The organism is Janthinobacterium salmonicoloratum (assembly GCF_051380845.1).
Lineage (GTDB): Bacteria > Pseudomonadota > Gammaproteobacteria > Burkholderiales > Burkholderiaceae_D > Janthinobacterium > Janthinobacterium lividum_F.
In genome coordinates this window covers 779,166-805,239 of record NZ_JBNYXV010000001.1, presented here as the reverse complement: position 1 = coordinate 805,239, position 26,074 = coordinate 779,166, and the positions used below count along the sequence as shown (strand labels likewise).

Below are 26,074 nucleotides of genomic sequence, written 5' to 3'. Positions count from 1 at the left end.
TACTGTCTTGCTGGCTGGCGCATGAATAGCTGCGCCGCCTGGAATTGATTCAACTAATTTTCGGAGAAGCCGATGAAGAAGCAAATGATGCTGGTCACCCTGGTGCTTGCCCTGTCAGCCCACGCTGGCGCAGCCCAGACGGACAAGAGCGCCGCTCCTCCGCTACCCATGAAGCCGCTGGCCCAGCAAACGCAGGCCGCCTTGTGGGCCTCGCGCGTATTGACGCGCGTCCATTACAAGGCCATGCCGCTCGACGATGCCATGTCGGAGAAAATCTTCGACCGTTACTTCAAGTCCCTGGACGCGGAAAAACTGTTTTTCGTGCAGGCCGACGTCGACCGTTTCGCGCCGCTGCGCACCAAGCTTGATGACGCCATCATCAATGAAGACCTGACGGCGCCGTTTGCCATCTACAACCTGTACCAGCAACGTTTCGACGAGCGCATGGCGTATGCGCGTGAATTGCTGAAAACCAAATTCGACTTTACGGCCGACGAGAGCTACCAGCTCGACCGCGAAAAGGCCGCCTGGCCGAAGAACGACGAGGAAGTGCGCGACCTGTGGCGCAAGCGCGTCAAGAATGACTGGCTGCGCCTGAAACTGGCGGGCAAGGAAGACAAGGCCATCCGCGAGACCCTGGACAAGCGCTATGAAAGCTACACGACCCGTGCGCGCAAGCTCAACAGCGAAGACGTGTTCCAGATCTTCATGAACTCGTACGCCATGTCGATCGAGCCGCATACCAATTACCTGGGCCCGCGCGCCTCGGATAATTTCGACATCGCCATGCGGCTGTCGCTCGAAGGCATCGGCGCCGTGCTGCAGACGCGCGATGAATACACGGTGGTGCGCGAGGTCGTGCCGGGCAGCCCGGCCGGCTTGTCGGGCAAGCTGAAAGTGGGTGACCGCATCGTCGGCGTGGGGCAGGGCGAAAGCGGCCCCATCACCGAAGTGCTGGGCATGCGCATCGACGACGTGGTGCAGCTGATCCGCGGCGCCAAGGATTCCGTGGTGCGCCTCGACATCCTGCCGGCCGACGCCGGCCCGGATGCCAAGCACGTGGTCTTGCCGCTGGTGCGCAAGAAAATCAGCATGGAAGAGCAGGCGGCGAAGAAATCAGTCATCGAAGTACGCGACAACGGCGTCAAGCGCCGCATCGGCGTCATTTCCTTGCCGACGTTCTACCAGGATTTCGAAGCGCGCCGCCGTGGCGACAAAGACTTTAAAAGCGCCACGCGCGATGTCAGTCGCTTGCTGGCCGAGTTGAAGAAGGATAAGGTCGACAACGTCCTGATCGACTTGCGCAACAACGGCGGAGGTTCGCTGAACGAAGCCGTTGAACTGACGGGCCTGTTCATCGACAAGGGGCCTGTCGTGATGCAGCGCAATGCCGAAGGCAAGGTCGACGTGGAAAGCGATACCAGTGCCGGCCTGGCCTGGGATGGCCCGATGGGCGTGCTGATCAACCGTGGCTCCGCTTCCGCCTCTGAAATTTTTGCCGCCGCCGTGCAGGACTACGGCCGTGGCGTCATCATCGGCGAAGGCAGCTTCGGCAAGGGCACGGTGCAGACCCTGTTCAACCTCGACCGTTTCGGCGGCAGCGAGAAAGCCCGTTTCGGCGAGCTGAAAATGACCATCGCCCAGTTCTTCCGCATCAATGGCGGCACCACGCAGTTGCGCGGCGTCACGCCTGACATCAAACTGCCAGCCATGTCGGACGCGGAAAACTTCGGCGAATCGAGCTATGACAATGCCCTGCCATGGGTGGCCATCAAGCCGGCGCCCTACATGCCGACGGGCGACCTGAAGGATATCGTGCCGCTGCTGGACAAGAAACATGATGCGCGCGTGGCCAAGGACAAGGATTTCCAGTATTTGCTCGATGACATCGCCCTGGTCGTCAAGCAGCGCAAGGAAAACCAGATTTCGCTCAATGAAACCGTGCGCCGCAAGGAGCGCGATGCCCAGGAAGCGCGCGCCAAGGCCCGTGAAAAACGCCTGATCGCGCAGATTTCGAATCCTGCCGACGACCTGGTGGTCATTCCGGATCCGAAAGACGTGCTGAAGGGCGCGAAAGCGGCCAACAAGACGGCCAAGCAGATCGCCGCCGTGAAGGGCGCCCTGCGCACCGACGACGGCTTGCAGGGTGACGAGCGCGCCCTGAGTGCCGAACTGGACGCCGAAACGGCCGCCAAGAGCGCCAAGGACGTGCTGCTGAACGAAGCGGCGCGCATCCTGGCCGACGAAGTGGCGCTGATCAAAGCCGATACCCGCATGGCGGCCAAGGTCTTGCCATATGGCGCGGACACCAAGGCGACGCCGGTGACGGCAGCGAAGTAAGGCTTTTCGCGCAGTAGAAAGCCGGTTCCTTGCGGAGCCGGCTTTTTTTTGCCTTCATCAGTTATCTGTTTGGCGTATTTCTATCATTCCAACAATCAATTGGATAGATATGCCGCGATGCAGCATAATGCACTCGTCTCCTCTATTCTCCTCCAAGAAAATAGATTTAGCCCGCTCCTTGTAGCGGGCTTTTTTTTGCCTCAGATTTTGTGCGTGAGCAGTTGCACGTCGGGCTGGGCAGCCAGCAGAGCCGTGATCCAGCCGGCAAACGCCTGCAGCTTGGGCGTGGCCAGCCGGCCTTGCGGCGTCAGCAGCGACATGGGCATCGGCGTCGGCGGGTGATCCGCCAGCACGGCCACCAGGGCGCCGCTGTCCAGATGCCGGCGTACCTGGTACATGGCGGCCTGCGCCAGGCCCAGCCCTTGCAGCGCGCAATCGACGCTGGCGTCGGCATCGTTGACGGCGATGGGGCCGGCCATTTGCACGCGCACGACTTCCTTTCCTTGCAAGAAATCCCAGTCGAAGGCCCGTCCCGTGCGGCCCGAGTAATGCATGATGCCCCGGTGCGCAGCCAGGTCGGCAAGGGTGTGCGGCCTGCCATGCTGCGCCAGATAGGCGGGCGAGGCGCACGTGGCGAAGCGCATCAGGCCGACCTGCTTGCCAATGAAGGCGGAATCTTGCAAGGTGCCCACGCGCAAGGCGCAATCGATGCCTTCCTGCGTCAGGTCGACCAGGCGGTCCGTCAGGCTCAGCTGCAGTTGCACGTCCGGATAGGCGGCGTGGAATTGCGCGATATGGGGCATGACGAGGCGCCGGCCTACTGTATTGGGCAGGTTGATGCGCAGCAAGCCGCGCGGTTTTTTCGCGTCCGGTCCACGGAAGGCCAGTTCCGCCGTATCGACGGCCTTCAGGATATCGAGACAGTGGCGAAAGTACTCGGCCCCTTCCGGCGTCAGGGACAAACGGCGCGTGGTTCGCTGCAGCAATTGCGTGCCCAGGTAGGCTTCCAGCTTTTGCAGGGTAGCCGTCAGCGCAGCGCGCGGCAAATTCAATGTCTGGGCCGCCTTGGAAAAACTGTTGGCTTCAACGATGCGCACGAAGGTCTGCATGGCCTTGATCTTGTCCATCGTGATTGTTCATCTTATGTGAAAAGTGTAGGGGGATTATGCCCTAATTATCTTTGCCATAGTTTTGCCTAGAATGGTCGCATCCCTACCGAACCGAGGAAACAATATGAACAAGGCCTCATCTTCTGCTCCCCACGACATTTCGCCCGCCATGGTGCTGCTGCTGGCCATCGCTTCCGGCCTGATCGTGGCCAATCTGTATTACGCGCAAACCCTCGTCGGGCCCATCAGCGCCTCGACGGGCCTGTCGGCCAAGGCGGCCGGGCTGATCGTCACCCTGACACAAGTCGGCTATACCCTTGGCCTGCTGTTTGTCGTGCCCCTGGGCGACTTGCTGGAAAACCGCCGCCTGATCGTCACTGCCTTGCTGGTGACGGCCACGGCCCTGGTCGTGGCGGCCCTCTCCACGGGCGCCGTGGTGTTCCTGGCCGCCGCGCTGGCCATCGGCCTCGGTTCCGTGGCGGCGCAAGTGATCGTGCCGTTTGCCGCCCACCTGTCGCAGGAAGCGACGCGGGGACAGACGGTGGGCAAGGTGGTCAGCGGCTTGTTGCTGGGCATCATGCTGGCCCGCCCCGTGGCGTCGCTGGTGGCGGCCCACGCCAGTTGGCACGTGGTGTTTGGCGGCGCCGCCGTGCTGATGGTACTGCTGGCGCTGGTGCTGCGCCGCGCCTTGCCCGTGCGCCAGCCCGTGTCGAGCATGCGCTATCCGGCCCTGATGGCGTCCTTGTGGCACTTGCTGCTGGGCACGCCCGTGCTGCGCCGCCGCGCCGCCTATCACGCTGGCCTGTTTGGCGCCTTCAGCCTGTTCTGGACCGTCACGCCGCTGGTGCTGTCCAGCCCCGCGTTCGGCCTGTCGCAAACGGGCATCGCCATCTTTGCCCTGGTGGGCATGGCGGGCGCCGTTGCCTCGCCGATCGCCGGCCGCCTCGCCGATGCGGGCCACACCTTGCCCGCCACGGCCACCGCGCTGGCGCTGGGCATCGTCGCGTTTGCCTTGCCCATGTTTGCTCCGGAATCGAAACACGTGGCGCTGGGGTTGCTGGTGGTCGCCTCCATCGTGCTCGATATGGGCGTGGCCGCCAACCTGGTGCTGGGCCAGCGCGCCATCTTCAGCCTGGGTGCGGAAGTGCGGGGTCGCCTGAACGGTCTGTATTTCGCCCTGTTCTTCGCCGGCGGCGCGGCCGGTTCGGCCATCGGCGCCTGGGTGTATGCCAGCTACGGCTGGCAGGCAACCTTGCTGACCGGCATGGCGTTTCCGGGCCTGGCCTTGCTGGTGTGGTTGGGAGAATTTTTGCCGCAGGCCACGCGCCGCACGGCTTGAAACCCTGATGGCGGCTCATTATCACTGACAGGAATTTCTATCATCATGAATATAAAGTGGCGTGATATGCCGCGATGCCGCATCATGCACTTGTCTCCTCTATCTCCTCCAAGGAAATAGATTCAGCCCGCTTCCGTAGCGGGCTTTTTTTTGCCTGTTGAAATTAAATCACCACCAGATCCAGCGCCCGCATGAAGTTCGCCGCCTGCGCATGCGTGATGACGGCGCCCTTCAGCAGCGCCGCTTCGTTTAATTTAAAACCGTCGATATCGGCGCCGCGCAAGTCCGCGCCCTGGAACTTCGCCAGTTTGATGGTGGCATTGCGCAGGCTGCCCCCTTCGAAGATGGCGTCGCGGAAGTCGCAGCCGGCCAGGTAGGCGTCGGAAAAATCCAGCTGTTTTAATATGGCCTTGCGGAAGGAAAAGCCGCGCAGGTCGGCGCCCACCAGCAGGCTGTCTTCGAAGGTGAGGCCCAGGTGGGCCACTTCCTCGAACGAGGCGCCCGTCAGCTTGCAGCCACGGTAGGTGGCCGAGGCCAGCTTGGCGCGCCGCCATTTCGTGTTGTTCAGGTCGCAGCCTTCAAACGTGGCATCGACGGCGTCGACGGATTCGAAATCGGCGCTGCCCGCGCGGCAGCGGCGCCAGGTGCTGCGCGCCAGCTTACTGGCGAACAAGATGGTTTCGGCAAAGGTGCAGCGCTCGAAGGTGCAGCCTTGCAAATCGAGGCGCGACAAGTCTTCGCCGTCGAAGGCGCAATCGATGAAGTGGCGCACCTGCAGGGCCAGCTGCTGCTCGATGCCGGCGCGGTCCAGGGTCATGCCAGTTACTGCGGTGTCGTGTGTTGCCATCCGTCTCATTCCTAAAGTGAAGCAGGGGAGGGATGGCGCGGCGGGAAAATGCACGAACCAGAACACCTCCCCGGCTGGTGTAACAGCCAAGGGTCAGCGCCGTGGGTCCGCGTGGGCGGGAGCATGCCGGACGGTGCCGGGCACTTACCGGGTTACCAACCGGTGCGCTCATTTTCGATCAGTGCGTATTGTAGCGCGTCCGAATCGCCCTTGCCAGTTTGCGCAGGCTCGGGTTAGTATCGTTGCAGGCGCACCCATTGCGCCAACGTCGCTCGGACGGATCCGGGCGCTTACGTATAGAGATACCATGACCGACAGCCAAGCTCCGCGCAGCTTTTCGCGCATCAATCGCCTTCCCCCCTACGTCTTCAATATCACTGCCGAGCTCAAGATGGCTGCGCGCCGCCGTGGCGAGGACATCATCGACATGTCGATGGGTAATCCCGATGGCGCCACGCCGGCCCACATCGTGGACAAGCTGGTCGAGACGGTGAAACGCCCCGACACGCACGGCTATTCCGCCTCCAAGGGCATTCCCCGGCTGCGCCGCGCGATTGCACACTGGTACAAGAAGCGCTACGAGGTCGATATCGACCCGGACAGCGAAGCCATCGTCACCATCGGTTCGAAAGAGGGACTGGCCCATTTGATGCTGGCAACACTCGACCGTGGCGACACGGTGCTGGTGCCGAATCCCAGCTATCCCATCCACATCTGGGGCGCCGTGATCGCGGGCGCCGATATCCGCTCCGTGCGCATGGGCCCGGGCGTGGATTTTTTTGCGGAACTGGAGCGGGCCATTCGTGAAAGCTACCCGAAACCGAAGATGATGGTGCTGGGCTTTCCGTCCAACCCCACCGCGCAGTGCGTGGAACTGGAATTTTTCGAGCGCGTCGTGGCGCTGGCGAAGCAGCACAATATTTTGGTGGTGCATGACCTGGCGTATGCCGACATCACCTTCGATGGCTGGAAGGCGCCGTCCATCATGCAGGTGCCGGGCGCGCGCGACGTGGCCGTCGAATTCTTCACCATGTCGAAAAGTTACAACATGGCGGGCTGGCGCATCGGTTTCATGGTCGGCAATGCGGAACTGGTGGCGGCCCTGGCGCGCATCAAGAGCTACCACGACTATGGCAGTTTTACGCCCGTGCAAGTGGCGGCCATTGCCGCGCTGGAAGGCGACCAAAGCTGCGTGACGGAAATCTGCGCCCAGTACCAGCGCCGCCGCGACGTGCTGGTGAAAGGCTTGCATGAAGCGGGCTGGATGGTGGAAAAACCAAAGGCCTCGATGTATATCTGGGCGCATATCCCCGAAGCGTATCGCCACCTGGGCTCGCTGGAATTTGCCAAGCTGCTGCTGCAAAAGGCCAAGGTGAGCGTCTCGCCCGGCATCGGCTTCGGCGAGTACGGCGATGAGTACGTGCGCTTCGCCCTGATCGAAAATGAGGCCAGGGTGCGGCAAGCGTTACGCGGCATCAAGAATATGTTGCGTTCCGGCGAAGGGAAAGCGGAAGCGGCAGAATAAAAGTTGCCGTATGGAATGCTTCGTTGCCCTTAATATCACTGCTGCCTATTTCTGACATCACGAATATAAAGTGGATTTATATGCTGCAACGCGGCATCATGCATCTGTCTCCTCTATCTTCCTCCAAGGAAATAGATTCAGCCCGCTCTCGCAGCGGGCTTTTTTTTGCTTGTATTTTTGCCTGACTATTTGGCTATCCCCCGCCATTTCCCGTGAACCGCCGTACCGCGACCTCCCACTGCTGCATCCGGCCAGCCGCCTCGTCGCGTCCGATGCTGGGCAAAAACGTCCTGTCGGCGCGCCAGTGCGACGCCAGTTCCTCCACGCCACGGTACTGGCCGATGGCCAGGCCCGCCAGGTAGGCTGCGCCCAGGGCTGTCGTTTCGATCACTTTGGGGCGCACCACGGGGATGCCCAGCAAGTCGGCCTGGAATTGCAGCAGCAGGTTGTTGGCGCAGGCGCCACCGTCGACGCGCAGCTCCGTGATGGGCGCTTGCGCGTCGCGCGTCATGGCGCCCAGCAGGGCGGCGCTCTGGAAGGCGATCGCTTCGAGCGCCGCGCGGGCGATGTGTCCCACCGTGCTGCCGCGGCTCAGACCCAGGATGGCACCCTTGGCGGACGGCACCCAGTACGGTGCGCCCAGGCCCGTAAACGAGGGCACGAAGACCACCCCGCCCGAGTCGGGCACGGAGGCGGCCAAGCCTTCCGCTTCGCCCGCGTGGCCGATGGCGCCCAGGCCGTCGCGCAGCCATTGCACCACGGCGCCGCCGATGAAGACGCTGCCTTCGAGCGCATACGCGGGCTGCGTGCCCACCTGGCAGGCGGCCGTGCTGATCAGTCCATGCTGCGATTGCGCGCACTGTTCGCCCGTATTGAGCAGCAAGAAGCAGCCCGTGCCGTAGGTATTCTTGGCCATGCCCGGTGTAAAACAGGTCTGGCCGAACAGCGCCGCCTGCTGGTCTCCCGCGATGCCGCCGATGATGACGGGGCTGCCCAGTACTTCCGCATCCGTTTCGCCATACACGTGGCTCGAGGGATGGACGGACGGCAGCAGGCTGGCGGGAATGCCCAGCCAGTCCAGCAGTTGGGCATCCCAGCAGCCTTCATGCAAATTCCACAGCATGGTGCGCGATGCGTTGGTGACGTCGCTCACGTGCAGGCGGCCGCCCGTCATCTTCCATGCCAGCCAGGTATCGATGGTGCCGAAGGCCAGTTCGCCGCGCATGGCCCGCGCGCGGACGCCGGGCACGGCGTCGAGTATCCAGCGCAGCTTGGTGCCGGAAAAATACGGGTCGAGCACCAGGCCCGTCTTTGCGTGGATGGCGCCGGCCAGACCGCGCGCGCGCAAGTCCTCGCACAGCGCTTCCGTGCGGCGGTCTTGCCAGACGATGGCGTTGTACACGGGTTCACCCGTGGCGCGGTCCCACACCACGGTTGTTTCGCGCTGGTTGGTGATGCCCAGCGCACCCAGGGCATCGGCCTGCAAGCCTGTCTTGGCCAGTACTTCGCGGCAGGTATCGATCTGGCTACGCCAGATCTCCATGGGATCGTGCTCGATCCAGCCCGGCTGCGGGAAGAGCTGGCGAAACTCGCGCTGCGCCACGGCGACGATGGCGCCTGATTCATCGAAGACCATGCTGCGCGAGCTGGACGTGCCCTGGTCGAGGGCCAGCAAATACGTCATGCCGCCACCTCTTGCGCCAGATGAATAGCCAGCCATTGCTGCAGGCGCGCCACGTCGGCGGGCGCGCAGCGCAGGCCCAGCTTGCTGCGCCGCCACAGAATGTCGTCGCTGCTCCTGGCCCATTCCACGTCGGTCAGATAGCGCGCTTCGGCCTCGTACAGGCCGGGCGCCAGCTGTGCGCCCAGGTTGGCCATCGAGGTAGCTCCCGTCAGCAGGCGCGCGGCGCGGCTGCCATAGGCGCGCGCATAGCGGCGCGCCAGCGCGGGCGGCAGCCAGGCGTGGTCGCGCTGGAAGCGCGCGAGGAAGCCGTCGAAATCATGGCTGTCCACGAGTTGATTTGCCTGTTGCAAGTCACCGCCCGGCAGCGGCGCATGCGCCGTCCAGGCCGGGGCGCCATTCTCCAGCAGGGGCGCCAGCAGGCCCAGCGCTTCTTCTGCCAGCTTGCGGTAGGTGGTGATCTTGCCGCCCCAGATATTGAGCAGCGGCGCACCCGTCGCCGCGTCGCCGCGCGCCACTTCCAGCAGGTAGTCGCGCGTGACGGCCGACGCGTTCTGCGCGCTGTCGTCGAGCAGGGGGCGCACGCCGGAATATGTCCACACGACGTCGGCGGGGCCAATCTCGCGCTTGAAATAGCGGTTCGCCGCCTGGCACAGGTAATCGATCTCCGCCTGGCTGATTTTGACCTTGCTCACTTCGCCCTTGTATTCCTCGTCGGTGGTGCCGATCAGGGTAAAGTCATCCTGGTAGGGGATGGCGAAGATGATGCGCTGGTCCGGGTTCTGGAAGATGTAGGCGTGCGGATGCTCGAACAGGCGCGGCACGATGATGTGGCTGCCCTTGATCAGGCGCAGTCCTTGTGTCTTGCCGCCGCCGGCCGCGCCGGCAAACTGCGCCGTCCAGGGACCCGCCGCATTGACGATGGCGCGCGCGCGCAAGGTCTTGCGCTGGCCATCCTCGGCTTGCAGCGTGGCGTGCCAGGCGTCGCCATCGCGGCGCGCGTCGACGCAGGCCGTGCGCGTGAGGATGTGCGCGCCGTGTTCCTGCGCGTCGAGCGCGTTGAGCACCACCAGGCGCGCATCGTCGACCCAGCCGTCGGAGTACACGAAGCCCTTGCGGTAGCCGGCCTTCAGCGGCTCGCCTGCCGCATGGCGGTCCAGCGCGATGCCTTGCGAGGCGGGCAGGAAGGCCCGTTTGGCCAGGTGGTCGTACAGGAACAGGCCCGCGCGTATCATCCACGCGGGGCGCTGGGCGGCGTCGTGCGGCATGACGAAGCGCATCGGCCACATGATGTGGGGCGCGGCGCGCAGCAGCACTTCGCGTTCCTGCAGCGCCTTGCGCACCAGCTTGAATTCATAGTATTCGAGGTAGCGCAGGCCGCCGTGTATCAGCTTGGTGGATGCGGACGAGGTGTGCTGCGCCAGGTCGTGCTGTTCGCACAGCACCACGCGCAGGCCGCGGCCGGCAGCGTCGCGCGCGATACCGGCGCCATTGATGCCGCCGCCGACGACCAGCAGGTCGCAGTCGGGGGGCAGGGAGGAAAAGCGGAAAGCGGACATGGAGGATTCGTCTTGTAGTAGAAGGTAAAAAAGCTAAAAAAGCGCTGCCTCAGGCAGCCAGGGCCAGCACGGGCGGCAGCACCAGGGCCAGGCCGGCAATCAGCAGCAGGACGAAGACGGCGCGGCGCACCTGTTCGATGGGCAGGCGCGAAGGGTGGCGGCGCGCCAGCCACGTCAAGCCCATCACCAGGGGCAAGGCTTCCAGGGTCAGCCACAGGGCCGTCATGCTGAACTGGCCGCGTGCCAGCACGAGGGCCAGGCGCAGTACGGCATTCGCGGCGAACAGCACGATCAGCGAATGGCGGATCATGTCGGCCGGCCATGGCTGGCGGTACAGCTGATACACCATGGGCGGGCCGGCGCTGGCGAACAGGCCGCCCATCACGCCGGACACGCCGCTGAAGAACAGGAACGAGGGCAGGCCGGATTGCTGCGCACGCGCGCTGGCGCGCAGCACCAGCATGAACGCGCAAATGACGATGGCGCAGCCGAGCAGGAAGCGCAGCAGTGTCACTTGCTGCGTGCTGAACCAGCCCAGCAACGCCACGCCCACGCCCACACCCAACTGGCTGACGGCCAGTGCAGGGCCGAACACGGGCCAGGCCAGCTGCGGACGCGTGCGGCCAAACGTGATGGCTGCATTGACCAGCACCAGCACGCTGACCACGTTGGCCACGTCGCCCAGGCTGGCCAGGTGCAGCACGGCCGTCAGGCCCAGCAGGATCAGGCCGAAGGCAAAGCCCGTCAAGTTCTGCGCCACGCTGGCCAGCGCCACGCAGGCCAGGAACAGCAGATGCGACGCCACGCTCATGCCAGGCTCATTTCGCCAGCGACAGGAAAAAGTCCTGCTGCGCGCAACCGCGCCGCACGAAGACGGGCGGCTGGCCCAATGGCGCGTCGACTTCCACGCGCTGGCCGCCCTCGAAGGCGGCGCCGCTCCACAGGTGGATCCAGGCGTCGCCCTGCGGCAGGTAGGCGCTCCAGCGCGCAGCGCCCGCCGCATGCACGGGCGCCACCAGCAGGTCGGGGCCGAACAAATACTGGTCCTGGATGGCGTAGGTGGCGCGGTCGCCTTCATAGTGCAGGAACAGGGGGCGCTGCAGCGGCAGGCCGCGCGCCACGGCATCCTCGGCCAGGGCGCGGATGGTGGGCGCCAGCGCCACGTGCAGCTGCGTCATGCGGGCGAAGTGGCGGAACACCTCTTCATCCTGGTAGAACTGGAAGTTTTCGTCCGGGCGGTTGCCTTCGTGCGTGCGCATCATCGACGTAAACACGGCCATCTCGGTCCAGCGCTGGAACAGCTCCGCCGTGCGCAGGTTACCGAACAAGCTCGTGTAGCCGCCGATGTCGCTGTGGTGGTAGGCGTTGCCCAGCAATCCGGACGACAGGGCGCCGCAGATCACCGTTTGTAAACCATCGTGGCGGCTGAAGTCGACGGACTGGTCGCCCGCCCACAGCAGCGGGCAGTGCGCCTGCACGCCCGTGTAGCCGGCGCGCATGAAGAAGGTGGCGTCGCCCGTCTTGCCGGCCCGCTCGATGGCGCGCGCATTGACTTCGGCCCACAGGGTCGGCCAGGCATTGTGCATCAGGCGCGCATCGACGCCATTGTGCAGGCGCAGGTCGATCGGCAGATATTCGCCAAAGTCCGCCATCCAGCCGGACAGGCCGAAGTCGAGCATTTCCTGGCGCAGTATGCGTTCCTCGAACCATAGCGCGGCGGCCGGGTTGGTGAAGTCGACGACGCCGCAATCGAATTCGCCGAAGTCCACCAGGTAGGCGCCGCCATCCATGGCCGTGGCCAAAAAGCCTTGCTGCAGCGCTTCCTGGTACAAGGCGCCGTCGTTGCACAGGTAGGGATTGACGTAGCCGAGGAAGCGGATGTCCTGTCTGGCCAGGTCGGCGATCCAGTTTTTCAGGTCAGGATAGCGCTGCGGCTGCCAGCGCCAGTCCCAGAACAAACGCTTGCCGAACGAGGTCTGGCGCAGCCCCACCCAGTCTTCGCACCACAGGGCGCTGACGGGCAAGCCGTGTTCCTGTGCCTGCGCCAGGATGGTCCGCGCGTGGTCTTCGCCGCCTTTCAGGCCCAGCATGGCGCCATTTTGCAGCCAGGCGGGGAGCAGCGGCTGGCGTCCGAAGCGCTGCGACACTACGCCGACCAGGTCGACGAAGGAGTCGGCCAGCATGAATTCCAGGCGCTCGGGCATAGCCCAGAATTGCAGTTCGTGAAAATCCGGCTGGCGGAAATCGAAGTCTGCATACGCCGTCGTTTCCGCGTGCAGGCAATAGCGCTGCGACGAGATGAAGCTCGGTTGCGGATAATTCGTGTGATAGTAGTCGCCGCCCGACTTGGACGTCACGTCCGCCTGCCACGTCAAATGGGTCGACTTGTCGCGGCCCACGCCCGGCTCCGACGTCCACAAGGGGAAGTGGCGGCCGCGCAGGTCGAAGTACGACATCTGCTCGCCGCAGCCCCAGACATGCTCGTCTTTCTCTGCGGGCAGGCGCAACCACAGGCGGTTCCAGCCCGGCGCCGCGTATTGCACCACCAGGTGCACGCCATGCGGCGTCGCTTGTACGGACAAGACCAGTTGCGCAGCGTCACCTGCATGGCGCGAAAAACTCAGGCTGGCGCTGTCGCCGTCCTGCGTGACGGCCAGCGCGCGCAGGGCGTTGCGCTCCTCGACGTAATCCTCGATCTCGAAGTTGCCGCGGTACATTTCCATGCTTTCGCGGCCCTGGCCGACGAACACGCATGGCGCATCGGCGCTGTGGCGCAGCAGCAAGCGGCCGGCGCAGCGCAGGGCAAGGCTGTCATTTTCCTGGTGTAGTGTGTACTGCATGACGATCAACTCCTGTGAAAACCGGCCGGCCGCATGGTGGTGAGCGGGGCGGGCCGGCGGTGCATCAACAAATAAGCACTAATTAAAAGACGAGGAACATGCCGGCGGTCAGCTCGACGGGACTGTAGCCGAAGTAGTTATTGTCCCCCCGGAACTGCAATACGCCCAGTTTGGCATGGCTGTTGTTGGCGATGCGCGTGGCGTAGGCGTAGAACGACAGGGTAGGCTGGAAGTTGTACAGATAGCCCAGCGAGTAGGCCGTCGATGTCGGCTTGCCCACGCCGTCGCCCGTGTTCGTGCCGAAAGCGCCCTTGGCGTTGGCGCCGTCATAGCTGATGTGCGCCAGGCTGCCCTCGATGCGGTGCTTGCCGAGGTCGTAGGCGCCCGACACGCCGAAGGCGTCGGCCGCATAGCCGCCCGCATTCGACACGCGGTAGGAGGTATAGGAGCCGCCCAGGGTGAAGTCGTTCCACTTGTAGCGCGCGCCTACGATGTCCGTGACCTGGTTGCGCTTGATGAAATTGGGCGTGCCGGCCGTGCTGATGTCGTTGCTCTGCTGGTAATCCATATGCGCATAGCCGAGGAACAGATCGCCCTTCTTGTACAGCACGTTGGCGGCCCAGCTGCGGCCATCGTTTTCCAGGTCGGTGGCGGAAGACGCCTGCTGGCCGGCCGAATACGACACTTCCGCCGAGACGTTGTTCCAGGTGGGACTGCGGTAGCGCAGGGCATTGCCGTAGAACAGGGCCGTGCCCGAGTTGTTGCCCGCCAAGCTAGTCGTCTTGCTGGCGTTATTGGTCACTGGATCCTTCAGGTAGCGGCCCAGGGACTCGGGACGCGTGAGCGAGAACAGGGCGCTGAAGTCGTTGGCGCCATAGTTGTGCGCCGAGGCCAGGTCGGCCCCCAGCGAGACCCAGAACGGCGCCATGTACATGGTGCCGCCTTCGATCGAACCCCAGGTGGTCGAGGCAAAACCGACGGTGGAACCGCGGTTGAACAGCACGGACGAGGTGGTGTTGTTTTGCGTGCCGCCGCCCGCATTGCCGTTGAACAGGTTCAATCCAGTTTCGACGCCGAAGATAGCCTTGTATTCATCGCTGAAGACCCAGGCGCCCGTCAAGCCCAGGCGGCTGGCCATCTCGCCCTGGTTCAGGCGGTGGTTGCTCAGCTGGCGCCCGCTGGCATCCTTGCCGCGCGACACTGTATAGCCGATGTCGCCACGGCCGTACAGCTTCCAGTTGAAGCCGGTGACGGGTTGCACGGAGGCCGCCGCCGGTGCTGCAGCCATTGCTGCCGCAGGCGCTGCGGGCGCTGGCTGGGCCGCTTTCGCTTCCATCTGCGCTACCCGGTCCTGCAACTGGGCCAGCATGGCTTTCATGTCGCTCAGTTCGTCGGCCTGCGCGTTAGCGCTAACAAATGGCGCCGCGAGAAGCACGCCGGTGATGGCCGCGGCCAATGTGGTTTTGCGAAATGTCGTTTGCATGATCTTGTCTCCTGTGTTTTTTATGAGTATGGTTGCTGATCCCTGCCTTGCCTACCTTGAAATAATCAAATTCCTCCCATGCACAAATATTTGATATCGAGGAAGTCGTCCATGCCGTAATGCGAACCTTCGCGGCCCATGCCTGAATGCTTGACGCCGCCAAATGGCGCCATTTCATTGGCGATCATGCCCGTATTGATGCCGACCATGCCCACTTCCAGTTCTTCCGCCACGCGCCAGACTCTGCCCAGGTCGCGGCTGTAGAAATAGCCGGCCAGGCCGAATTGCGTGGCGTTGGCCATGGCGACGACTTCCTCTTCGCTGCCGAAGCGGAACAGGGGCGCCAGCGGGGCGAAGGTTTCCTCGGTGGCCACCAGCATGTCGCTGTTCGCTTCCAGCACCACGCTGGGCTCGAAGAAGCTGCCGCCCAGCGCATGGCGCTTTCCGCCGATGGCCAGCTTGCCGCCCTTGGCCAGCGCGTCGGCGATATGCTGTTCGATCTTGCGCACGGCGTTTTCATCGATCAGCGGGCCTTGCGTGACGCCTGCTTCCGTACCGGCGCCCAGTTTCAGTTCGGCCACCTTGGCCACCAGGCGGGCGGCAAAGTCGTCGTAGATGCTGTCCTGCACATAGATGCGGTTGGCGCAGACGCAGGTCTGGCCGCTGTTGCGGTATTTCGACACCAGCACGCCTTCGACGGCGGCGTCGATGTCGGCATCCTCGAAGACGATGAAGGGCGCGTTGCCACCCAGTTCCAGCGACAGCTTCTTGATGGTGCCGGCCGCTTCGCGCGACAGCCAGGCGCCCACTTCGGTCGAGCCCGTGAACGTGATCTTGCGCACCAGGTCGTTGTGACACAGCTCCGTGCCGATCGCCTGCGCCGCGCCCGTCACCACATTGAACACGCCGGGCGGCACGCCGGCGCGCAGCGCCAGTTCGGCCAGCGCCAGGGCCGACAGCGGCGTTTGCGACGCCGGCTTCAGGACCATGCTGCACCCGGCCGCCAGGGCCGGGCCAGCCTTGCGCGTGATCATGCCGTTCGGGAAATTCCACGGCGTGATGGCCGCGCACACGCCGATCGGCTGCTTGATGACGACGATGCGCTTGTCGTTCGACGGCGGCGCGATGACGTCGCCATACGCGCGCTTGCCTTCTTCGGCAAACCATTCCAGGTAGGCCGCGTTCGAGACGATCTCGCCCTTCGCTTCGGCCAGCGACTTGCCCTGCTCGGTGGTGAGTATCAGCGCCAGGTCGTCGGCGTGCTGCAGGATCAGCGCATGCCAGGCGCGCAGCACCGTGGCGCGCGCCTTGACGGTCTGCTTGCGCCACAGCCGGAAGGCCGCGTGCGAACTGGCGATGGCGCGCCGCGTCTCCGCCGCACCCATGCGCGGTACCGTGGCGATTACTTCACCCGTGGCGGGATTGGTAACGGCGATGGTGGCGCCGTCATCGGCGTCGCACCAGGCGCCGTCGATCAGGCATTGCTGTTTCAACAGGCTTGCGTCTTGCAGGTTCAACATGAGGTTCTCCTTGAATGGGGGGATGCGGCTTATCCGGCGACCGAGACCTGGGCTAGTCCCGCGTCGACGATGATGTTCTGGCCCGTGATGCCGTCCGAATCGTCGGCCGCCAGGAACAGGGCCGTGCGCGCCACGTGGCCTGCATCGAGCCGGTATTTCAGGCATTGCAGTTCGATGAACTTGCGATCTTCCTCCGGGTCGCGCCACAGTGCTGCCTGGCGGTCCGTGGCGATGGCGCCCGGGGCGATGGCGTTGACGCGGATATTCTGCTCGCCCAGCTCGCGCGCAAGGGTGCGCGACAGGCCCGCGATGCCCGCCTTGGACGTGGTGTAGCCGACCAGGTTGGGGCGCCCGCGCATCCACGAAATCGAGCCCAGGTTGATGATGGAGCCGCCGCCGGCCGCCGCCATGCCTGGCGCCACCTGCTGGATGGCGAACACGTGGTGTTTCAGGTTCAGCGCCAGGCAGTTATCCCAGTACTCTGGCGTCAGCTCGGCCAGGCTGTGGCGGTCGTCGCGGCCCGCGTTATTGAGCAGCACGCGGATGGCGCCGAAGCGTGCTTCGACGTCGGCCAGGCTGGCCTGGTAGGCGGCGATGTCGCGGATGTCGCTGTACACAAAGTAGGGCGCATGGCGGCACAGCGGCGCCAGGCGCGCGGCCAGGGCGGCGCTGGCGTCGCGGTCGATGTCGCAAAAAGCCACTTGCGCGCCTTGCAGGGCGAAGTGTTCGACCAGCGCAGCGCCGATTCCGGAGCCGCCGCCGGATACGAAGACCACGCGGTCCTGCAGGCTGGGGTAAAGAGTGATGTTGGCGTTCATGCTGTCCTCAGGGTGAAGATCCGGGTATCAATCCCGGTAAAGGGGTTCGGGGCGGCCGGCCACGTCCAGGCGCACGGCAAAGATGCCGCCGGCCTGCGGCTGGCGCGCCAGTTCGTCGTCAGGCGCGCCTTCGCGCGCGCTGGTGATGTACAGGGTGCGCAGGTCGGCGCCGCCAAAGGCGATCATGGTGGGGCGCGTGACGGGCACGCGCACGATACCGATGATCTCGCCCTGCGGCGAGAAGCGCAGCACCCTGCCGCCTTCATATTGCGCGCTCCAGTAGCAGCCTTCGGCGTCCAGTGCCGCGCCATCGGGACGGCCGCCATACACGGCTTCTTCGCCCTTGGCGGGCAGGCGGGCAAACACCTTGCGCTCGCCGACCTGGCCGCTGGTCGTGTCGAACGCGAAACGGAAGATCACGTGGTTGGGCGTGTCGGACTGGAACAGCGAGGCGCCGTCCGCCGCGAAGGCGAGGCCGTTGCTGACTTTGACGCCTAGAGCTTGTTGCGGCCCCCAGCCCAGGCGCGTGGCGCCCCGTTCCAGGCAAAACATGGCTGCCAGTTCCGTCGTGCGCGGCTCGTACATGGCGCCGGCCCAGAAACGCCCTGCGCTGTCGCAGCGGCCATCGTTGAAGCGCATGTCGCGGCTGTCGTAGGGCGCATCGGCCAGCTTGTCGAGCAAGCCTTCCTGCGGATAAAAGCGGTAGAAACCGTCGCGCAAGGCCGCCACCAGGCCGCCCTTTTCAGCCAGGGCGATGCAGCCCGGCTCGCACGGCACCCACCAGACGCGGTCGAGGCCCGTCGCCGGATCGTAGCGGTGCACGCGGCGTCCGGCGATGTCGATCCAATACAGGCACTGTTCGGCCACGCTCCACAGCGGGCATTCGCCCAGCTCTGCGCGCGCATCGAGGACCATTTCGGCTTGCCATTCACGCATGCTGCCACCCCTCGGTTTCCTGAATGGCCAGGCGCATGGCGATGTGCAAGGTCTCGCCGGGCGCCAGCAGGCGCATGCCCGTGTCTTGCGCGCCGTGCGCGGCCAGCGCAAACGCATTGTTGGCGTGCGTGACGGGTTCGAGGGCAATGAAGCCGCGTTCATCGTTGGGTGCGAAGCACACGAGGTGGCGGCAGTTGTCGCTGGCCGACAGCTGCACGCTGTAGTCGCCGTAATCGAGGCTGGCACGGCCCGTCCAGCCGCTGTAGCAATGGTCGCTGTGCCAGCCGGCTACCGGCTGCGGCGTGGCGAATGGCGACGCTTGTGCCACGGGCGCGAGGCCGGCCGGCAAGTGGTCGGCGCTCATGCTCCACACGCCGTCCCATTGGGTCTGCAGGCGCAGGCCGGGCGCCAGCGGAAAGTAGGGGTGAAAACCCAGGCCGGCGGGCATGGTGCGCGTGTCGTCATTGCGCACCGATAAAGTCAGGCGCAAGCCGGCAGCGTCGAGCAGCATGGTTTGCCGCGCTTCGCAGGCGAACGGCCAGTCGGCGTCGCCGCCATGCACCAGCAGCAGTTCGGCGCTGTCGGCGGCGCGCGCCGCGACCTGCCAGGCGTGCTGCCAGCCAAAGCCATGGATGCTGTGCGGTTCGGGCGGGAAATTGGCGCGCAGCGCATACGTCTGTTCCTGCGCCTGCAGCACGGCGCTGTCGATGCGGTTCGAATATGGCACCAAAGGGTAGCAGGCCATCTGCCGCACGCCAGCGCTGGCCGGCGCGGCGCGCAAGATGTCGCGCCCGCGCCAGCGGAAGGCCGCCAGCGCGCCACCCGTGGCCGGGTGGACGTCGGCGCGGCAGTCGCCGTGCGCAAGGGTGAAGGGGGACTGGTGGTCCATATTCAGCCCTTCAAGCCGCCCGAGGTCAGGCCGCTGACGACCTTTTCCTGGAAAATCACGATCAGCACGACGATGGGCACGATGGCCACCACCAGTGCCGCCGAAATGATCGGCCACGGGAAGGCGAACTCGCCCTGGTACAGCTGGATGCCGACGGGCAGGGTGCGGTAAGCCACGGCCGAATTCATCGACAGCGCCAGCAGGAACTCGTCCCAGGAATTCACAAACGCCAGGATGGCGGCCGTGGCCACGCCAGGGGCGGCCAGCGGCAGCACGATGCGCCACAGAGCGCTCAGCCGGGTACAGCCGTCGAGCATGGCCGCATTCTCGATGTCGCGCGGGATATCCTGGAAAAAGCTGACCATCATCAGGGTGCAGATGGGCAGGTTGAGCACCGTGTAGGGTAGCACCAGCGCCCAGTAGGAATTGAGCAAGCCCAGGCTGCGCATGATCTCGAACAGCGGCACCATCAGGGTCACCAGCGGGAACATCGACACGCCGATGATGGCCGTCAGGATCAGGCCACGGAAGCGCAGGCGCAAGCGGGCGATCGCATATGCGGCCAGCGCGCTGATGAACAGGCTGAGCAGGGTCGACAGGCCGGCCACGATCAGGCTATTGGTGAGAAACGTCAGCAGCGGCTGGTCCTGGAAGGCGGAAATGAAATTGCCGATGGTCGGTTCGTGCGGCCAGTAGGTGATCGGCTTTTGCGTCAGTTCGCTTTCGGTCTTCAGCGAGGTAAACAGGATCCACAGGGCGGGGAAGACGCCGTTGAGGATGACGATCGCGGCGGCGAACCAGCGCAGGCGCTTCGATGAAAACAGGCCGCTCATTCTTTGTCTCCTCTTACATATTTCAGATACACAAACGTGGTGGCCATCGACAGCAGGAACATGAAGACCGCCAGGGTCGAGCCGTAACCCACGTCGAGGTAATCGACGGTATTGGACTGGATATACATGGCCAGGGTCTTGGTTTCGTCGCCAGGGCCGGGCATGTTGTAGGGAATGTCGAAGGACTGGATGGCCGTCAGGGTGCGGAAGATCAGCGCCACCAGCATCGATGGCACCAGCAGCGGCAGGGTGACTTCCGTAAATTGCTTCCACTTGCTGGCGCCGTCCACTTCGGCCGCTTCATACAGCGAGGCGGGAATGGTTTGCAGGCCGGCCAGCAAAATGAGCGCCATGAACGACGAGGTTTTCCAGATGGTCGTGATGCAGATGGCGGCCATGGTCAGCGCGGGCGAATTGAACCAGATCTGCGGTTCCCAGCCCAGGCCGGGTATCAGCAGGTCGATGCGGCGGATGAGGTCGTTCACCAGGCCGTATTCGCTGTGGAAGAACCAGGCGAAGATCAGGCCGACGAAGGCCAGCGGCAAGGCCCACGGCAACAGCAGCGCCAGGCGCACGGGCCAGCGGTACTTGAACGGCATATTTGCCAGCATGGCCAGGCCCAGGCCCGCCACCAGCGCGCCCGGGACCGTCACGACGGTGATGATGACGGTGTTTTTCAGGGACTTCCAGAACAGCGCGTCTTCCAGCGCCATCTTGTAGTTGTCCAGGCCCACGAAACTGGGCAGGCTGCCGCCGGACAGGCGGATGTCGAAAAAGCTGTTGTAGATCAGTTTGCTGACCGGGTAGGCCACGATCAGCAGTAAAAAGAGAATCGCCGGCGTCAGCAGGACCCAGGCCAGCGTTGTTTCGCTGGGGTCCGTGATGCGGCTTTTCAGGGTGCGTTGCCTCATGATTTCCTCGTCTGTTGCGGTGTGCGTATGCGTGTGCCGCCCGGGCCGCCGTCGTGGCGGCCGGGCTCGATCCCCTTAGCGCAGGATGCGCTTGACGCGGTTTTCGATCTCGCCCACGGCCGCCGCCGGCGTTTTCACGCCCGCCATCACGGCATTCGTGTTGACGCGCACGGCTTCCGACACTTCGCTGTAGCGCGGCGTGACGGGGCGCGAACGGGCGCTTTGCACCACCGGCAGGGCGTCGGCGAACCAGCCATTGACGGCCAGCACTTCCTTGTCCTGGTAGACGGACGGGTAGACGGGCAGGTTGGAGGCCTTGAGGGCCAGCTGCTTCGACACTTCCGGGCTCGACAGCCAGCGCACCAGCTTGGCCGACGCTTCCTTGTTCTTCGAGAACGAGGACACGGCCCACTGCCAGCCGCCGATGCACGAGGCCGGCTTGCCGCCCGCCATGGCCGGCAGGCTGACGACGCCCACCTTGTCTTTTACGCTGCTGTCGGCGCCATCCTGGAAGTGGTTCCAGGCATAGCCCCAGTTGACGGCGAACAAGACGTTGCCGGCCTGGAATTCCTTGCGCGTATCGTCGGTGGCCACTTCAGCGATGTTCTTTTTCGCCACGCCCTGGTCGACCAGCTTGCGCCACATGGCCAGGCCCGCTTCCGCCTTGGGCTTGTCCAGGGTCAGCTTGCCATTGGTGACCAGTTCGCCGCCCTGGCTCCAGTACGGCAGCAAGAAGGTGCAGACGGCGCCTTCGATGGCCTTGCCCTGGAAGCTGATGCCTTGCAGTTCCGGATTCTTTTCGCCGGCCTGGATGGTGCGCGCCACGGTGGCCAGCTCATCCCAGGTTTTCGGCGGCGCCAGCTTGTATTTGGCCAGCAAGTCCTTGCGGTAGTAGAGGAACATGGCGTCGGCAAAGGCCGGCAAGGCCACGACCTTGTTGTCGACCATATTGGCTTGCTTGTAGGCGGGCAAGTACTGGCCCATGATCTTGTCGCGGTCGGCGCCCAGGTATTTGTCCAGGCTTTCGATCCAGCCGGCCGACGCATACTGTGCCGGGCGGATGATGTCGATCAGAAATACGTCCAGGGTCGTATCGCCGGCCGACAGCACCGTGTTCAGGTATTTCTGCTGCAGTTCCGAGGTGGCGCCGCCCGTTTCCAGGTCGATCTTGACGCCGGGATTGGCGGCCATGAACTTGGCGAACAGTTCGCGCATGACTTCGGGGCGCTCCTGGCCGCCGACGAAAACCTTGACCGTTTGCGCGTGCGCGCCGGTGGCCAGGGCGGTGGTCAATGCGAAGGTGGCGCCGAGCGCCAGGACGAGGGATTTGATACGCATGATGTTGTCTCCTGTTTTTGGAATGTGTATGCCGGTCGTTCGCGGCTTATCGGGAGGGCAGTACCGCGCCCCCTTGCGGATCGAACAGATGGAATTTCTCCATGTCCAGCTGTACCGTGACTTGCTGGCCTGGCGCCAGGGCGAAGGTGGGTGGCAGGCGCGCCGTCAATTCGCCGCCTTCGCACTGGAAAATGACCAGGGTTTCCGCACCCAGCGGCTCGACCACCACGACTGTCGCGGCCAGTGCGGCGCTGGCGGTGCCGGCCGCTTCCAGGGTGATGTCTTCCGGGCGGATGCCGAATTCCACCGCGCGGCCATCAAGCTTGCCGCACGCCGCCTGGCGCTCGGGCGGCAGGGCCAGGCGCGCCGCGCCCAGTACGATGTCAAACTGGCCGGCGCTGTTGCGCGCCACCTTGGCGCCGAGGAAGTTCATCGGCGGCGAGCCCGTGAAACCGGCGACGAATTTCGACACGGGCTCGTTGTAGATTTGGTCCGGCGTGCCAACCTGCATGATGTTGCCGCCAGACAGCACGACGATGCGTTCGGCCAGGGTCATCGCTTCGACCTGGTCATGCGTGACGTAAATGGTGGTGGCGCCGATGCGCTGGTGCAGTTTCTTGATTTCCGTGCGCATTTCCGAGCGCAGCAGGGCGTCCAGGTTCGACAGCGGTTCATCGAACAGGAACAGCTTGGCCTGGCGCACGATGGCGCGGCCCATGGCCACGCGCTGGCGCTGGCCGCCGGACAGCGCACGCGGCTTGCGGTCGAGCAAATGGTCGATTTTCAGAATGGTGGCGGCGGCGCGCACGCGCTGTTCGATTTCCGCCTTCGGAAACTTGCGCAGCTTCAAGCCAAAGCCCAGGTTGTCGAACACGGACTTGTGCGGATACAGCGCATAGTCCTGGAAGACCATGGCGATGTCGCGCTCGCGCGGCGGCAAGTCGTTGACGACCTGTCCCTCGATGGAGATGGTGCCGCCCGTGATGGACTCGAGCCCCGCGACCATGCGCATGAGGGTGGACTTGCCGCAGCCCGATGGCCCCACGAAGACGACGAACTCGCCTTGCTTGATTTCCAGGTCGATGCCATGAATGACTTCGACGCCGTTGTCGTACTTCTTGACGACCTTTTCCAGTTTTACACCTGACATGCTTGTCTCCAAAAGATGCGAATGACGCGTCTGAGCGCGCTATCTGCGTTACAACAGTGCGTTACAGCAGAATAATTAGTAGGCGCCCGTGTCGAGGGCTTTCGCCAGCGACGGTTTCAGGGCCGTGATGAAGGCATTGGCCTGGCGCATCATCATGCCCATGTCCGAAGCGATGGCCACGTAGTCATAGCCGTAACTGATGAAAGTGTGCACCATTTCCGGCGAGGGGCCGACAATGCCGATGGGTTTGCCGATGGCGCGGGCCCGGCGTGCCGCGTCGGCAATCGCCGCCTGCACTTCCGGGTGGCCGATATTGCCGATATGGCCCATCGCGGCCGATAGATCGCCGGGCCCGACGAACAGGGCGTCGACACCATCGACGGCGGCGATCTCTTCCAGCTGCGCCAGGGCGGCCGGTGTTTCCAGCTGAATGATGGAAAACACGGCGCCGTTGGCGCGGGTGGCGTAGTCGGGCACGGTGCCATAGCGGCTGGCGCGGTGCATGGCGGCAAAACCACGCGTGCCGGCAATGGCCTGGCCCGGCTGCGGATAGCGGGTGGCGGCCACGGCGCTGCGCGCCTCATCGGCGTTTTCCACGAACGGGAACATCAGGGTTTGTGCGCCGATGTCGAGCGCGCGCTTGATCTGCACCAGGTCGTTCCAGGCCAGGCGCACGACGGGGCAGGCCGGCGTGCCGCCCACGGCTTGCAAGATCTGGTAGGCGTCCTGGTAGTCGATGGGCACGTGTTCCATGTCCAGCACCAGCCAGTCAAAGCCGGCGCAGCCCATGGCTTCGGCCGTGACGGGCGTGCCGGCCATCAGCCAGCTGCCCAGCGGTACTGCATTGTCCGCCAGCAAGGCGCGGAAAGGGTTGTCCAGGATATCCATAGTTGTGCTCTCTATATATGTAGGGAAGGCGGCGGCGTCAGAAAATCGGCGGCTCCGGCGTAGCGGCGTTGCCCAGCAAGAAGTCCAGGTCGCAACCCTGGTCGGCCTGCGTCACGTGTTCCATGTACAGCTTGGTGTAGCCGCGTGCATATTTTTGCGCCGGTGCCTGCCACTCGGCGCGGCGGCGCGCCAGTTCCTCGTCCGTCACCTCCATGTTCAGGGTGCGCGCGGCGATGTCGAGGACGATCATGTCGCCGTTGCGAACGAGGGCCAGGGGGCCGCCCACGGCCGCTTCCGGCGTGACGTGCAACACGCAGGTGCCGTAATGGGTGCCGCTCATGCGCGCGTCGGAGATGCGCACCATGTCGCGGATGCCTTGCTGCAGCAGCTTTTTCGGCACGGGCAAATTGCCCCATTCCGGCATGCCGGGCGCGCCGATGGGGCCGCCATTGCGCAGGATCAGGACCGTGTTTTCATCGATATCGAGGTCGGGCGCGTGGATTTGCGCCAGCATCTCCGCGTTCGAGTCGAACACGAGTGCCCGCCCGCGATGCCGGGCGAATTTCGGATTGGCGGCCGAAGGCTTGATGACGGCGCCGCCAGGACACAGATTGCCGCGCAGCACGGCCAGCGCCGCGCCGTCGGCCACCGGCTGCGACACCTTGCGGATGACGCTATCGTCCAGGCAGACGGCGTCGGCGATATTTTCGCCCAGACTGCGGCCCGTGACCGTCAAGGCCGTCAAGTCCAGCAGCGGCGTGATTTCCTTGAGCAGGGCCGGCATGCCGCCCGCATAGAAAAAGTCTTCCATCAGCTTGTCGCCGGACGGGAAGAGGTTGGCGATGACGGGTACTTTTTGCGCCATCGCATCCATTTCATCGAGCGACAGGGCCAGGCCGGCGCGCCCGGCGATGGCGACCAGGTGGATGGCCGCGTTGGTCGAGCCACCCAGCGCCATATAGGCGGCCACGCCGTTCGACAGCGCGGCGCGGGTGAAGAAGCGCGACGGCTTCAAGTCTTCCCACACCATGCCGACGATGCGCTCGCCGCATTGCGAGGCCATGCGCACGTGATTGGCGTCCATGGCGGGGATGCTGGTGGCGCCAGGCAAGGTAAAGCCCATGGCTTCGACGATGGACGTCATGGTCGAGGCCGTGCCCATGGTATTGCAGGTGCCGGGCGAGCGCGTCATCTTCGCTTCCAGCTTGATCCACTCGGGCTTGGCGATGTCGCCGGCCACGTAATCGTCCCAGAATTTCTTGGTGTGCGTGCCCGCGCCCACGCTCTGGCCACGGTAGCGGTCGTTGAGCATGGGGCCGGCAGGGCAGAAGATGGCGGGGATGTCCATGCTGATGGCGCCCATCAGCATGCCGGGCGTCGTCTTGTCGCAGCCGCCCAGCAGCACGGCGCCGTCGATGGGCAACGAGCGCAGCAGTTCTTCCGTTTCCATGGCGAGGAAGTTGCGGTAGATCATGGTGGTGGGCTTGACCATCACTTCGCCCAGCGACAGGGCCGGCAGCTCGACGGGGAAGCCACCGGCCAGCAGGATGCCCCGCTTGACGGCTTCGGCCCGCTCGCGCAGGTGCGAGTGGCACGGCGACAGGTCGCTCCAGGTATTGATGATGGCGATGACGGGGCGGTCGAGGAATTCCTCGCGGCGCAAGCCCATCTGCTGCAGGCGCTGGCGGTGGGCGAACGAGCGCATGTCGTCTGGGGCCAGCCAGCGCTGGCTGCGCAGGGATTCCAGCGTGCGGCGGGAGGTAGCGGAGCTCAATGTGTGTCCTTTTCGTATGCCTGGCGCGCTGCGTATGGCGTTCCAGTGCTGCTGTCTCGGGTCTTGCTTGCAGCCTTTGTTAGCGCTAACATTGCAAGTACAGCGAAATATAATTTGAATCGCAGGGGGCTGTCAACAGATTTAATGCAGGGGGACGGCGCGCAGCCATTACACTATCGGCATGATTTCATTGGCGCCAATTTCCAGGGTGAAATTTCCTTGGTCCTGCCGGCATGCGCCGCAGCGCACTGGCATCACTCTGGCATCCCCTGTGCAGCCCGCCATGGCATGATG

General features: G+C 64.4%; 20 protein-coding genes. 3 read left to right on the top strand and 17 right to left on the bottom strand.

The window, feature by feature from the left end; translation table 11 throughout:
• Positions 1-72: 72 nt before the first annotated feature.
• A complete protein-coding gene (locus ACQ4WY_RS03695; RefSeq protein WP_436502876.1) occupies positions 73-2,340 on the top strand; it encodes a carboxy terminal-processing peptidase in 2,268 nt (755 codons plus the stop codon).
• A 200-nt stretch (positions 2,341-2,540) separates the two neighbouring features.
• Here the strand turns inward: ACQ4WY_RS03695 and ACQ4WY_RS03690 are convergent, their stop codons facing one another.
• Positions 2,541-3,467 carry a LysR family transcriptional regulator gene (locus tag ACQ4WY_RS03690; protein ID WP_436502875.1) on the bottom strand — a complete coding sequence of 309 codons (927 nt, stop codon included), beginning with the start codon at positions 3,465-3,467 and terminating at the stop codon, positions 2,541-2,543.
• A gap of 106 nt (positions 3,468-3,573) precedes the next feature.
• Between ACQ4WY_RS03690 and ACQ4WY_RS03685 the strand changes: the two genes are divergently transcribed.
• Positions 3,574-4,788, top strand: a complete 1,215-nt coding sequence (locus ACQ4WY_RS03685; protein WP_436502874.1) for an MFS transporter — start codon at positions 3,574-3,576, stop codon at positions 4,786-4,788.
• A gap of 163 nt (positions 4,789-4,951) precedes the next feature.
• Here the strand turns inward: ACQ4WY_RS03685 and ACQ4WY_RS03680 are convergent, their stop codons facing one another.
• A complete protein-coding gene (locus tag ACQ4WY_RS03680; RefSeq protein WP_436502873.1) occupies positions 4,952-5,635 on the bottom strand; it encodes a pentapeptide repeat-containing protein in 684 nt (227 codons plus the stop codon).
• Positions 5,636-5,942: 307 nt separating this feature from the next.
• Here ACQ4WY_RS03680 and alaC point away from each other — a divergent pair, with 307 nt between their 5' ends.
• On the top strand, positions 5,943-7,160 hold the full coding sequence (gene alaC / locus ACQ4WY_RS03675) for an alanine transaminase (RefSeq protein WP_436502872.1): 1,218 nt from the start codon (positions 5,943-5,945) through the stop codon (positions 7,158-7,160).
• 193 nt (positions 7,161-7,353) lie between these two features.
• On the opposite strand, the gene glpK is transcribed toward alaC, so the two are convergent.
• The 15 genes from glpK to araD all read right to left on the bottom strand — a co-directional run bounded on the left by glpK (position 7,354) and on the right by araD (position 25,711).
• Complete coding sequence (gene glpK, locus ACQ4WY_RS03670) at positions 7,354-8,844, bottom strand: glycerol kinase GlpK (protein WP_436502871.1); 1,491 nt, start codon at positions 8,842-8,844, stop codon at positions 7,354-7,356.
• Positions 8,841-10,400: a glycerol-3-phosphate dehydrogenase gene (gene glpD / locus ACQ4WY_RS03665; RefSeq protein WP_436502870.1), complete on the bottom strand. Its 1,560-nt coding sequence runs from the start codon at positions 10,398-10,400 to the stop codon at positions 8,841-8,843. The genes glpK and glpD overlap by 4 nt, the downstream gene beginning before the upstream one ends.
• Before the next feature lie 49 nt (positions 10,401-10,449).
• Positions 10,450-11,211 (bottom strand): TSUP family transporter, encoded by a 762-nt coding sequence (locus ACQ4WY_RS03660; RefSeq protein WP_436502869.1) that lies wholly within the window; start codon positions 11,209-11,211, stop codon positions 10,450-10,452.
• Positions 11,212-11,218: 7 nt separating this feature from the next.
• On the bottom strand, positions 11,219-13,240 hold the full coding sequence (locus ACQ4WY_RS03655; protein ID WP_436502868.1) for an alpha-glucosidase: 2,022 nt from the start codon (positions 13,238-13,240) through the stop codon (positions 11,219-11,221).
• A gap of 82 nt (positions 13,241-13,322) precedes the next feature.
• A complete protein-coding gene (locus tag ACQ4WY_RS03650) occupies positions 13,323-14,723 on the bottom strand; it encodes a porin (RefSeq protein WP_436502867.1) in 1,401 nt (466 codons plus the stop codon).
• Positions 14,724-14,788: 65 nt separating this feature from the next.
• Positions 14,789-16,243 carry an NAD-dependent succinate-semialdehyde dehydrogenase gene (locus ACQ4WY_RS03645; protein ID WP_436502866.1) on the bottom strand — a complete coding sequence of 485 codons (1,455 nt, stop codon included), beginning with the start codon at positions 16,241-16,243 and terminating at the stop codon, positions 14,789-14,791.
• A 29-nt stretch (positions 16,244-16,272) separates the two neighbouring features.
• Positions 16,273-17,061, bottom strand: a complete 789-nt coding sequence (locus tag ACQ4WY_RS03640; protein WP_436502865.1) for an SDR family NAD(P)-dependent oxidoreductase — start codon at positions 17,059-17,061, stop codon at positions 16,273-16,275.
• A gap of 27 nt (positions 17,062-17,088) precedes the next feature.
• Positions 17,089-17,997 carry an SMP-30/gluconolactonase/LRE family protein gene (locus ACQ4WY_RS03635; RefSeq protein WP_436502864.1) on the bottom strand — a complete coding sequence of 303 codons (909 nt, stop codon included), beginning with the start codon at positions 17,995-17,997 and terminating at the stop codon, positions 17,089-17,091.
• Positions 17,990-18,886 (bottom strand): aldose 1-epimerase, encoded by an 897-nt coding sequence (locus ACQ4WY_RS03630; RefSeq protein WP_436502863.1) that lies wholly within the window; start codon positions 18,884-18,886, stop codon positions 17,990-17,992. Before ACQ4WY_RS03630 ends, ACQ4WY_RS03635 begins: the two co-directional genes overlap by 8 nt.
• A gap of 2 nt (positions 18,887-18,888) precedes the next feature.
• Positions 18,889-19,719, bottom strand: coding sequence for a carbohydrate ABC transporter permease (locus tag ACQ4WY_RS03625; RefSeq protein WP_034755232.1), 831 nt, complete (start codon positions 19,717-19,719; stop codon positions 18,889-18,891).
• Entirely contained in the window at positions 19,716-20,630 is a 915-nt protein-coding gene (locus ACQ4WY_RS03620; protein WP_305055815.1) for a carbohydrate ABC transporter permease, read from the bottom strand. Before ACQ4WY_RS03620 ends, ACQ4WY_RS03625 begins: the two co-directional genes overlap by 4 nt.
• Positions 20,631-20,705: 75 nt before the next feature.
• The gene (locus ACQ4WY_RS03615; protein ID WP_436502862.1) at positions 20,706-21,968 is read right to left on the bottom strand and encodes an ABC transporter substrate-binding protein; all 1,263 of its coding nucleotides are present in this window, start codon (positions 21,966-21,968) and stop codon (positions 20,706-20,708) included.
• 46 nt (positions 21,969-22,014) lie between these two features.
• Entirely contained in the window at positions 22,015-23,118 is a 1,104-nt protein-coding gene (locus ACQ4WY_RS03610) for an ABC transporter ATP-binding protein (RefSeq protein ID WP_436502861.1), read from the bottom strand.
• A gap of 75 nt (positions 23,119-23,193) precedes the next feature.
• Entirely contained in the window at positions 23,194-24,006 is an 813-nt protein-coding gene (locus ACQ4WY_RS03605; RefSeq protein WP_436502860.1) for an HpcH/HpaI aldolase family protein, read from the bottom strand.
• A 37-nt stretch (positions 24,007-24,043) separates the two neighbouring features.
• Positions 24,044-25,711 (bottom strand): L-arabinonate dehydratase, encoded by a 1,668-nt coding sequence (gene araD, locus ACQ4WY_RS03600; RefSeq protein WP_436504384.1) that lies wholly within the window; start codon positions 25,709-25,711, stop codon positions 24,044-24,046.
• Positions 25,712-26,074: the final 363 nt, after the last annotated feature.